Here is a 10442-nt window from a genome sequence, read left to right on the forward strand (position 1 = left end):
ACTCCGAACGGCGTGGCCGCTTTTGACATAGGGCAACCGGCTTCGCAACCAAGTCCGACAGGTCGGCCTCTCCGGTTTATGTCTGCCGGCGATGGACCAATGTCAAAGAAACAGGCAAATCTGCTCGATGTCCCGCTCCGAACGCCTACTCGACCTCATACAGTGCTTGCGCCGGCATCGCCGGCCGGTGAGCGGGCACATGCTTGCCGACGAGACGGGCGTTTCGATCCGCACGCTCTACCGCGACATCGCCACGCTGCAGGGCCAGGGCGCGCCGATCGAAGGTGAGGCGGGGTTGGGTTATGTGCTCAAGCCCGGCTTCATGCTGCCGCCGCTGATGTTCAGCGACGAGGAGATCGAAGCCATTGTGCTCGGCTCGCGCTGGGTCGCCAGGCAGCCGGACCAGCGTCTCTCGGCCGCCGCCGCCAACGCGTTGGCCAAGATCGCAGCCGTGCTGCCCGACGATCTGCGCGAGGATCTTGACGCGAGCACACTGCTGGTCGGGCCTCCTGCCGCGGCCACCGAGGGCATCGATCTTGGTCTGGTGCGGCAGGCCATCCGCAACGAGCGCAAGCTCGGCTTTCTCTACCGCGATGCCGGCGGGGCCGTGTCCCAGCGCGTCGTCTGGCCATTTGCGCTGGGCTTCTTCGACAAGGTGCGGGTGGTGGTGGCGTGGTGCGAGATGCGGCAGGATTTCCGGCATTTTCGCGCCGATCGCATCGCCGAACTCCAAGCAATGGACACGCGCTATCCGCGTCGTCGCCAGGCGCTGCTCAAGGAATGGCGAACGACGCTCGACAAGCCGCGTGGTTCGCGATGACTGCTGCCATATTCTGACAGTAGCCTATCGTATGTTCGTCAAGTCGAAACACCGAACCTTGGAGAGCAGATATGGCCACCCCGAATTTCGTCATCCTCTATGTCGACCAGCCGCAGCAGAGCGGTGCCTTCTACAGCGCGCTGCTCGGTCGTGAGCCGGTCGAAAGTTCGCCGACCTTCGTGCTGTTCGTGCTCGATGCCGGCTTCAAGCTCGGCCTGTGGTCGCGCCATACGGTGGAGCCGGCAGCCGCCACGTCAGGCGGTGGCGCCGAAATCGTGTTTGCGCTGGATACGCCCGATGCGGTCGATGCCGCCCATGCCGACTGGTCCGGGCGCGGGCTGAAGATCCTGCAGACGCCGACCGACATGGATTTCGGCCGTACTTTTGTCGCGCTCGATCCCGATAATCATCGCCTGCGCGTCTACTGGCTGTCCGACGGGGAACAGGCCAATGGGGAACAGAAATGAGCGCGTATTGGATAGCGGTGGCGTCGGCCGAGCATGTCCGGCGTGGTCGCACAGCCGGCTTCATGCAGGTCAACCACGGCAAGGCGGCACCGCTGCGTCGCGTCAAGCCGGGTGATGGCGTCGTCTACTATTCGCCGACCACTGTTTTGGGCGAGAAAGACGGCCTGCAGGCTTTCACGGCGATAGGCATCGTGCGGGAAGGCGAGCCTTATCAGGGCGATATGGGCGCCGGCTTCACGCCGTTCCGCCGCGATGTGGCATGGGCCAAGGCCGAGGAAGCGCCGATCAAGCCGCTGCTCGACAGGCTGGACTTCACCGCGGCCAAGTCGAACTGGGGTTATCAGCTTCGCTTTGGCCTTTTTGAAATCGGGGATCACGATTTTCGTGTGATCGCCGAGGCGATGGGCGCCGAAATGGGTGCGACGGTAAACTAGGCCGTGAGCGCCTTGTAGACGGCAATGCCGGCGGCAAGATCCTCGAGCGCCGCTCCGACCGACTTGAACAGCGTGATCTCACCGGCGCTCTCGCGGCCCTTCTTCCGGCCGCGCGCCAATTCGTGCAGATCGGCGACGATGGCTTCCGGTTTCAGCACGCCGGAGGCCAGCGGTTGGACGATGTCGCCGGCTTCCTTGGTGGCGCCGGCGCGGGTGTCGACATAGACGCGGGCAAGCCTGATCGCATCGTCATCGCTCTCGCGCATCGTCGGCGTAAAGCCGCCGACCAGGTCGACATGGGTTCCCGGCCGCAACAATGCGCCCTTGATCAACGGCGTGGTCGTGATCGTCGCCGAGGAGACGATGTCGGCCTGCCCAAGCTCCGTATCGAGATCGCTTGCCGCACTGGCGGCGAAGCCCTGGGCGCACAGATCGGCCGCGACTTTCTCGGCATTGGCCGGGGTGCGGTTCCAGATGCGGATGGTCTTGATGGGCCGCACGGCCGAGTGCGCCTTGGCGAGGAAGGGCGACAGCGCGCCGGCGCCGACCACAAGCAGCCGCGAGGCATCGTCGCGGGCGAGATAGGAGGCCGCGAGCGCCGAAGCACAGGCGGTGCGCCATTGTGTCAGCCGCTGGCCGTCGATCAGGGCCTCGGGTTCGCCGGTGGCGCCGTTGAGCAGAAGATAGAGCCCCATCACCGCGGGCTTGCCGATGGCATTGTTGTCGGGCGACACGGTGACGATCTTGACGCCGACGTGACCGCCGGCCGACGTGCCGGCCGCGTTGAGATCGGTCCAGGCCGGCATCAAAAGCAGTGTGGAGGCGGCACCATCGGGCCGCTCGATCGTATGATGATGCCTGACAGGCTGCACCGCGCCGTCGCGAAACGCCATGCGCAGCGTCTCGACCAGCCGGGGAAAGGTCAGCGCATGGTCGACCTCTGCGGCCGAAATGGTCAGCATGAAAAACTCCGTGAGGACAAAACCGCCGATTGGCGGCTCAAGCGGTCGGCTTCGGCAATGCTGCCTCCTGGGCGGACCCCGGTGCCTGGCTTTGTGATACCGCCGGCGCACGGCTGACCGCCTGGCGCAGGTTCTCGGCTTCGACGCCGCGCTGGCGCGCCAGCTTGCGATAGCGACCCTGTTTGACCCACGTAGCCAGACTGCCGACGATCATGCCGATGGCGAGCGCCAGGAACAGGAAGATGAACAGCGGCAAAGTCAGGGTCAGCTTCGGATTGCCGGGATTGAACGGGTCCAGCGTGAAGGCGACCAGTTCGCGGTTGGCGACAGCGAGTGCGATCAGGATGATCGCCAGGGGCACGAAGATCGCGATAAGGATGAAGCGATTGAACATGATGTTTTCCGTCGGAAGCTGGCCTGTCCGAAAGGCCGTCAGGCGCTGGCGTCGCGCCTACTTGCCGCCGTTCAGCCTTTCACGCAGTTCCTTGCCGGTCTTGAAGAACGGCACCCATTTCTCCTCGACCTCGACGGATTCGCCGGTGCGCGGATTGCGTCCGGTGCGGGCGGGACGATTTTTCACCGAAAAAGCGCCGAAGCCACGCAACTCGACCCGGTTGCCTTCGGCAAGGGCGTCGGTGATTTCATCAAAGATCGCGCCGACGATGTTTTCGACGTCGCGCAGGAAAAGATGCGGATTGCGCGTGGCAATAATCTGCACAAGTTCGGACTTGATCATGAGACGGGTCCCCGTGAAAGCAGTGCGGTCAAAATTATGAGGATGATTTTATTTGCTTTTTTCACTTGCCCCAAACGGCTTCTCAAGGGTGCCAGACGGAAACGAGACCGTCAAGAAACAAGCGGTCGGCTCCGAGTTCATGGATGACGTCGCTGCTGTAGGCGGGCAGGCCGAGCGCACTGCCGATCGTTTGCGCCATCGCTTTCGAGAACAGGAAGCCGCTGCGCCGTTCGGTATCCTTCCACTCGACGACCTTGAGCTTGGCATCGACGCCCTTGGTCGCCAGCCAGTCGACCGCCACGGCCTCGCCGCCGACGGCGTCGATCAGCCCGTTGGCAACGCCCTGGCGACCGGTGAATATCGAGCCGTCGGCAAGCGCCAGCGCTTGTTCGCGGCTCATCTTGCGGCGTTCGGCGACGATGTCGACGAACCAGTTGTAACTGTCGAGGATGAGCTTGCGAACCATGGCGCGCTCGTCGTCATTGGTCGGCTTGAAGGGAGAGGGCGCGGCTTTCAGCGGCGAGGATTTCACCTCCTCCAGCTTGACGCCGAGTTTGTCCATCAGGCCGCTGACGTCGGGATACTGGATCAGCACGCCGATCGAGCCGACGATCGAGGTCTTGCGGGCAACGATGTGATCTGCGGCACTGGCGATCATATAGCCCGCCGATGCGGCGAGCGTGCCGACTTCCGCCACCACCGGCTTGTCGGCGGCCAGCTTGCGCACTTCTTCATAGATCGATTCACCGCCAACGGTGGTGCCGCCAGGCGAATCGATCGACAGGATCACGCCTTTCACCTTCGATGAAAGACGGATGGTTTCCAGCCGCTTGATCAGTTCCTCGTCCTCGGTGATCGTGCCTTCGATCTTGACCTTGGCAATATGGTCGACCGTCGAGCCGCCGAAATCGTCGCCATAGAACCAGGTTGAAAGCGCAATCACCCCAAGGGCTATAATGCCTATGGCGACGACGCGCCAGAATGTCAGCTTGCGCCGCAAACGGCGGCGGTCGATCAGGTCGTCGGCTCTCAGTGCCATGGTCAGCCTTTCAGTCGGCGGGAGGAGACGCTTTTAGACCATGATCCTCCCATCTGGAAGCAGTTCTCTTTTGCGCATGCCGAGACAAGTCGGCGCCTGGACGTGAGGTGGCTATCCGCGTCGGCAGTCGACGGGGCCGGGTCGGGGCCCTCTCCAGGCGTCGGTCTGCTCACATATTCGTGCAATCGCCACCAGGTCGGGCGACGAGACCGATGGCTGATAAATTTTACGCCGCGTGTCTGTTTCTGCTATGGAGAAGACGGCAGTTGTGCGGACTTCGTTTTCGTCTGTACAAAGGCGGCTGTCACATTTTTGCAGTTTTCGTGGGCTTGTGCTTGCTTGAAAGCGCCGGCGTCCCACCTATAGGCGGTGCCCGAGGGCGGGCAGGGTTAGAAGAAAGCAGTGAATGTTAGCGCGACCGATTGAACCGACCGACGCCGAGGCGGTGTTGGCTCCCCCGGCGGACGGCCGGACGCGCGGCGATGCTTTCGACCGTGCACAGCGTCATTCGCGCCGCGTGCGCGTTCTCAAATTTGCCGTGCCGGTGGCCGCAGCACTGATAGCGGTCGCTTTCCCGGTCTACTCCTATCTCGCCGCACCCGTCTCGGTGAAGATTCAGGCGGAAGGCACTGCCTTTTCCAACGGCAAGCTGGTGATGGCCAATCCCAAGCTCAACGGTTTCACCAAGCAGAAGCAGCCTTATTCGATGACGGCGCTGCGTGCCATTCAGGATGTCAGCACGCAAGGTATCATCGAGCTGGAAGGCATCGACGCCAAGGTGCCGATCGCGTCCGACAATGTGGCGGCGGTCAAGGCCTCGCACGGCACCTACGATCGCGACGGCAATACGATGAACCTGACCAGCGACGTGACGATCACCACGACCGACGGCATGCAGGCCAAGTTCAAATCGGTCTTCCTCGACATGGGCAAAGGCACTATGAAGACAGGAGATCCCGTCGATGTCAGCCGTGGCGGGTCGCGGATCACGGCGGATACGATGTCGGTTCAGGACAATGGCAAGATTCTGGTTTTCGAGAACAAAGTGCGCGTCAACATCGATTCCGCCGCCCTGAAGGCGGCACAGGGAAACAGCGGAGAAACCAATGCGGCTCAGTAGTTCGACGCGGCTCGCGGCTGCAACTTCAGCGTTGCTGCTGCTCGGACTCGTGCCGTCATGGGCGCAGACGACCAGTCAATCAGGCCTCAAACTGTCCGGCGACAAGCCGATCCAGATCGAGAGCGACAAGCTGGAAGTCCGCCAGGCCGACAGTGTCGCCATCTTCACGGGCAATGTCAGCGTCGTCCAGGGGCCGACATTGATGAAGGCCGGCAAGATGACGGTCTACTACGTCAAGGACCCCAACGCCGCTGCCAAGGGCACGGAGGCCGCGGGTGCTGCGATGACGGGCTCGGCCAACATCGATCACCTGGAGATCTCCGACAAGGTCTATATCAAGTCGGATGCGCAGATCGCGACCGGCGATCAAGGCAGCTTCGATATGAAGAGCCAGGTGCTGGTGCTTTCGGGCAAAAAGGTCGTTCTGTCGCAAAACGACAACGTTCTGGTGGGCTGCAAACTTACCGTGCAGATGAAAAGCGGGCTGGCTCAGGTGGATCCATGCGCTGGGCAACGCGTCCAGGTGTCGATCACACCGCCGCCGAAATCGGGAGCGACGAACCCCTGATGGCCAGCCTGTCGTCGCTGACGGCGCGTCTTCCGGGACGGGCCGCCGGCAAGCTTTCGGCGCCGGCCACGGTGACCGTCGATGCGGGAAAGTTCAAGGGAACCCTGATCGCCAAGGGGCTGACCAAGAGCTACAAGGGCCGCAAGGTCGTCAGCGGCGTCACCATCGGCGTGCGCGCCGGAGAGGCCGTTGGACTGCTCGGCCCCAACGGCGCCGGCAAGACGACCTGTTTCTATATGGTTACCGGCCTGGTGCCGGTGGATGAAGGCACGATCGAGATCGACGGCTTCGATGTCACGTCGATGCCGATGTACCGTCGCGCACGCCTCGGCATCGGCTATCTTCCGCAGGAAGCATCGATCTTCCGCGGCCTCAATGTCGAGCAGAATATCCGCGCCGTGCTGGAAGTGGTCGAAAAGGACCGCAAGGTGCGCGAGCGCAATCTCGACGAACTGCTCGAGGAATTCCACATCAGCCATCTGCGCAAGGCGCCATCCATGTCGCTTTCGGGCGGCGAGCGGCGACGCTTGGAAATCGCGCGAGCGCTGGCGACGCGTCCGGCCTACATGCTCCTCGACGAGCCTTTCGCCGGCATCGATCCGATCGCCGTCGCGGATATTCAACAACTGGTGCGCCACCTGACGGCGCGCGGCATCGGCGTCCTCATCACCGATCACAATGTGCGCGAAACGCTCGGCCTCATCGACCGCGCCTACATCATCCATGCCGGCCAGGTGCTGACCCATGGAAGGGCCGACGAAGTGGTGGCAAACCCGGATGTGCGGCGACTTTACCTCGGCGAGGGTTTCACCCTCTGAGCGTGAAATTTGTTTCCTGACACGATTTTTGCGGTTCGCGCGGCGCTTTTTCCTCGATTTTGCTCCGAGATAACGCTCCGGTAAGCGAGTTTTGCTACCAATTGCCTTGACAAGCAAAAGCCGGGCCAGTTTCTATGGCCGGCTGCAAAATTCCTTTCCGGAAGTCCGGATGCGTAGACGAGGCGTTTGAAACCGAACCATGGCGTTGGCGGCCAAACTACAGCTACGACAATCGCAGTCGCTAGTGATGACGCCGCAACTGATGCAGTCGATTCGGCTGCTGCAGTTCACCCATGTCGAGCTCGAGCATTTCATCGACGAGGAAATCGAGCGCAATCCGCTGCTGGAGCGCGCCGAGCCGCAGGACGATGCCGCCAGCGACCAGGCGCAGAAGATCGAGGCGGAGCCGCAAGCCACCTCCGAAGGCGACTGGTTCGAAAACGAGACGCAGTGGAGCGCGGAGGCGATCTCGGACAAGCTCGACACGTCGCTGGAAAACCTGTTTCCCGACGACCCGGGCACCAGCGAGCGGCTCGGTCCCGACCTGACGGCGCAATGGAAATCGGCTTCCGGCAATGGCGCGGGTTCCTCATCCGAGTGGTTTGACGCCGGCGATATGGCGACTGCTGCGATCACGCTGCGCGACCATGTCGGTGAACAGGTGGCGCTAGCCTTCGCCGATCCGGCTGCACGTCTGATCGCCGCCGACCTCGCCGACGGCCTTGACGAGACCGGCTATCTGCGTGCCGATCTGGCAGAGATCGCCGCTCGTCTCGGTGCGGATGCGGCCGCCGTGGCGAAGGTGCTGGCGGTGTGTCAGACCTTCGAGCCGGCCGGCCTGTTTGCCCGCGACCTGGCCGAATGCCTGTCGCTGCAGCTTGCCGTGCGGAGCCGGCTCGATCCGGCGATGAAGGCGCTGGTCGCCAATCTCGAACTCCTGGCACGGCGCGATTTTCACGCATTGAAACGGATCTGCGGTGTCGACGAGGAGGATCTGCTCGACATGCTGGCCGAAATCCGGGCGCTCGATCCCCGGCCGGGCATGGCGTTTTCGGGCGGCGCCAGCGACGCGATCGTCGCCGATGTCGAGGTGCGCGCGGCCAATGACGGCAGCTGGACGGTCGAACTCAATGCCGAAACGCTGCCGCGGGTGTTGGTCGACCATATCTATTTCGCCCAGGTCTCTCCGCAGGCCAAGAACCAGGCGGAAAAGGATTTTCTGGCCGAATGCCTGCAGAACGCCAACTGGCTGACGCGCAGCCTCGACCAGCGGGCAAAGACCATCCTCAAGGTCGCTTCGGAAATCGTTCGCCAGCAGGACGCCTTCCTCGTCCATGGCGTGCGGCAGCTGAAGCCGCTCAATCTGCGCACGGTGGCCGACGCCATCGGCATGCACGAATCGACCGTCAGCCGGGTCACAGCCAATAAATACATGCTGACGCCGCGCGGCGTGTTCGAGCTTCGCTACTTCTTCACCGCCTCGATCGCCGCATCGGGCGGCGGCGATGCGCACTCCTCGGAAGCCGTGCGTGACCGCATCAAGCAGTTGATCGACGAGGAGAAGCCCGTCGACGTGCTTTCCGACGATGCAATCGTCGACATGTTGCGCGAAAGTGGCGTCGACATTGCAAGGCGTACGGTCGCCAAGTACCGGGAAGGCATGAATATCCCCTCCTCGGTGCAGCGCCGGCGCGAGAAACGTGCGATGGCCAGCGCCGGGCGCTGAGGCGAGTCGATTTTCCACAAGCCAGCACTTCATTGACAAGCCGCGGTGAACTGGCTAGAAGCCCGCCCGCATGAGACGGGCTAGATGCCCGCATGCGGATGGTCCGTCACGACGTTGGCCTCGGGACGGTCAAAGGGCGGCTTGTGATCAACCGGAAAGTCTGGATTTAAAATCGGCGCAAGTGACGCCGCAAAGCTTGTGCGCACGGATCACGAGTATAAACTCGGGCCAGTTTGAAGCCTGAGCAAGGAAGGTCAGTTTTCAGATGAATCTGCGCATATCGGGAAAACACATGGACATCGGCGATGCGTTTCGGACACGCATCAACGATCGTGTCGGCGAAGCGATCGGCAAATATTTCGATCGCGGCTTTGCCGGACATGTCACGGTCATCAAATCGGGTTCGCGCTATTCGGCGGATTGCATGATCCGGCTGGATTCCGGCGCTTCGCTGCAGGCCACCGGCGATGCCCAGGATCCGACGCTTGCCTTCGAGGCGGCGGCGGACCGTCTGGAAACCCGCCTGAGGCGCTACAAGCGCCGGCTGAAATCGCACAATTCGGGCGCCGCCAACGGCCAACCGACCGACATAGCCTACACGGTGATGGCGCCGCTTGCCGATGACGACGAGGACATTCCGGAGAATTTCGCGCCGGCCATCGTCGCCGAATCAACCATGACGCTGAAGACCATGTCGGTGGCGTCGGCGGTCATCGAGCTCGACACCAAGGACAGCCCGGTCTTCGTCTTCCGCAACGCGGGAACCGACCATCTCAACATCGTCTATCGCCGACCCGATGGAAATATCGGTTGGATCGACCCGTCGACGACCAAGGTCGCACAAGCGTGACGACAACGGTCGCACGGTGACGACAAGGGTCGCACGGTGACGACGAGGTCGCACTGGGATAAGAGCCGGCCGCACGAGGGGTGAGGACTGGTGACGGCAGGCGAACAAGGGATTTTCAAGCATGGATCTGAGCGATCTTATCAACGTTCCGGCGATATTGCCGGCGTTGAAGGCGAACTCCAAGAAGCAGCTGCTGCAATTGCTGTCCGAACGGGCGGCGGCGATTTCCGGCATTCCGGAGCGGGAGGTGTTCGACACCATCCTGCAGCGTGAGCGGCTGGGTTCGACCGGCGTCGGCAACGGCATCGCCATCCCGCACGGCAAGCTGGCCGGCGTGAAGCGCATCGCAGGTGTTTTCGCCCGGCTGGAGACGCCTGTCGATTTCGAATCGCTGGACGATCAGCCCGTCGATCTGGTGTTTCTGCTGCTGGCGCCGGAAGGGGCGGGTGCCGATCACCTCAAGGCACTGTCGCGCATCGCGCGAGTGCTGCGTGACGCCGACACGGTGGCCAAGATCAGGGGTACGCGCGACGCCGCGGCTATCCACGCGCTTTTATCGGACACCCAGGCCTCGCACGCGGCCTGATTTTTCTGGTGAGACGAACTTCAAGGGCCGCCACGGGCGGCCCTATGCGTTTGAGCCTGCTGGTCGCGCCTAACAGGGCGGCGCGCTGGGTCTTAGTGGATGGCGACCGTGGTCAGGTCGTTTTCCATGGCACCGGCCAGTGCGCGGTCACGCGCGTCGGAAAGCAGGATCGGCTGGCCATTGGCGGCAAACAGCGCCCACAGTTCCATGCCGGGAGCGATTTCGCCGAGATTGGGGAAACGGCCGAGCAATTCGTCGCTCGAGACCTTTCTGAGATAAGCGACCGAGCCCTCGCCGAGATGAGCGAATTCGCCAT

Annotated in this window: 14 protein-coding genes; 9 read left to right on the plus strand and 5 right to left on the minus strand. The window is 62.6% G+C overall.

The genetic code is table 11. The features are described from left to right. The first annotated feature begins 127 nt into the window (after positions 1 to 127). The 3 genes from EN991_RS10325 to EN991_RS10335 all read left to right on the plus strand — a co-directional run bounded on the left by EN991_RS10325 (position 128) and on the right by EN991_RS10335 (position 1721). A complete protein-coding gene (locus tag EN991_RS10325; RefSeq protein ID WP_063169010.1) occupies positions 128 to 820 on the plus strand; it encodes a YafY family protein in 693 nt (230 codons plus the stop codon). 71 nt (positions 821 to 891) lie between these two features. Continuing rightward, on the plus strand, positions 892 to 1287 hold the full coding sequence (locus tag EN991_RS10330) for a VOC family protein (RefSeq protein WP_013529579.1): 396 nt from the start codon (positions 892 to 894) through the stop codon (positions 1285 to 1287). Beyond that, on the plus strand, positions 1284 to 1721 hold the full coding sequence (locus EN991_RS10335) for an EVE domain-containing protein (RefSeq protein WP_127368691.1): 438 nt from the start codon (positions 1284 to 1286) through the stop codon (positions 1719 to 1721). Before EN991_RS10330 ends, EN991_RS10335 begins: the two co-directional genes overlap by 4 nt. On the opposite strand, the gene EN991_RS10340 is transcribed toward EN991_RS10335, so the two are convergent. The 4 genes from EN991_RS10340 to sppA all read right to left on the minus strand — a co-directional run bounded on the left by EN991_RS10340 (position 1718) and on the right by sppA (position 4458). Then, positions 1718 to 2683 carry an ornithine cyclodeaminase family protein gene (locus tag EN991_RS10340; protein WP_064995564.1) on the minus strand — a complete coding sequence of 322 codons (966 nt, stop codon included), beginning with the start codon at positions 2681 to 2683 and terminating at the stop codon, positions 1718 to 1720. The two genes, EN991_RS10335 and EN991_RS10340, sit on opposite strands and share 4 nt — an antisense overlap. Before the next feature lie 37 nt (positions 2684 to 2720). Then, complete coding sequence (locus EN991_RS10345; RefSeq protein ID WP_064995565.1) at positions 2721 to 3077, minus strand: DUF1049 domain-containing protein; 357 nt, start codon at positions 3075 to 3077, stop codon at positions 2721 to 2723. 57 nt (positions 3078 to 3134) lie between these two features. Continuing rightward, positions 3135 to 3419 carry an integration host factor subunit beta gene (locus EN991_RS10350; protein ID WP_006200394.1) on the minus strand — a complete coding sequence of 95 codons (285 nt, stop codon included), beginning with the start codon at positions 3417 to 3419 and terminating at the stop codon, positions 3135 to 3137. 82 nt (positions 3420 to 3501) lie between these two features. Continuing rightward, a complete protein-coding gene (sppA, locus tag EN991_RS10355) occupies positions 3502 to 4458 on the minus strand; it encodes a signal peptide peptidase SppA (protein ID WP_127368692.1) in 957 nt (318 codons plus the stop codon). A gap of 406 nt (positions 4459 to 4864) precedes the next feature. On the opposite strand from sppA, the gene lptC reads away from it, so the two are divergent. The 6 genes from lptC to ptsN all read left to right on the plus strand — a co-directional run bounded on the left by lptC (position 4865) and on the right by ptsN (position 10126). After that, complete coding sequence (gene lptC / locus EN991_RS10360) at positions 4865 to 5578, plus strand: LPS export ABC transporter periplasmic protein LptC (RefSeq protein ID WP_013529584.1); 714 nt, start codon at positions 4865 to 4867, stop codon at positions 5576 to 5578. After that, positions 5565 to 6146, plus strand: a complete 582-nt coding sequence (locus EN991_RS10365) for an LptA/OstA family protein (protein WP_127368693.1) — start codon at positions 5565 to 5567, stop codon at positions 6144 to 6146. Before lptC ends, EN991_RS10365 begins: the two co-directional genes overlap by 14 nt. After that, a complete protein-coding gene (gene lptB / locus EN991_RS10370) occupies positions 6146 to 6964 on the plus strand; it encodes an LPS export ABC transporter ATP-binding protein (protein ID WP_013529586.1) in 819 nt (272 codons plus the stop codon). Before EN991_RS10365 ends, lptB begins: the two co-directional genes overlap by 1 nt. A gap of 199 nt (positions 6965 to 7163) precedes the next feature. Continuing rightward, complete coding sequence (gene rpoN, locus EN991_RS10375; RefSeq protein ID WP_064995568.1) at positions 7164 to 8690, plus strand: RNA polymerase factor sigma-54; 1527 nt, start codon at positions 7164 to 7166, stop codon at positions 8688 to 8690. 265 nt (positions 8691 to 8955) lie between these two features. Continuing rightward, positions 8956 to 9540, plus strand: a complete 585-nt coding sequence (raiA, locus tag EN991_RS10380) for a ribosome-associated translation inhibitor RaiA (protein ID WP_013529588.1) — start codon at positions 8956 to 8958, stop codon at positions 9538 to 9540. 121 nt (positions 9541 to 9661) lie between these two features. Beyond that, positions 9662 to 10126 (plus strand): PTS IIA-like nitrogen regulatory protein PtsN, encoded by a 465-nt coding sequence (gene ptsN / locus EN991_RS10385; RefSeq protein ID WP_013529589.1) that lies wholly within the window; start codon positions 9662 to 9664, stop codon positions 10124 to 10126. Between the two features lie 92 nt (positions 10127 to 10218). On the opposite strand, the gene EN991_RS10390 is transcribed toward ptsN, so the two are convergent. Further along, on the minus strand, positions 10219 to 10442 hold a 224-nt coding region (locus EN991_RS10390), incomplete at its 5' end, for a DUF1150 family protein (protein WP_127368694.1).

Origin of the sequence: Mesorhizobium sp. M7A.F.Ca.US.005.03.2.1 (assembly GCF_003997795.1) — a bacterium.
GTDB classification, from domain to species: Bacteria; Pseudomonadota; Alphaproteobacteria; order Rhizobiales; family Rhizobiaceae; genus Mesorhizobium; species Mesorhizobium ciceri.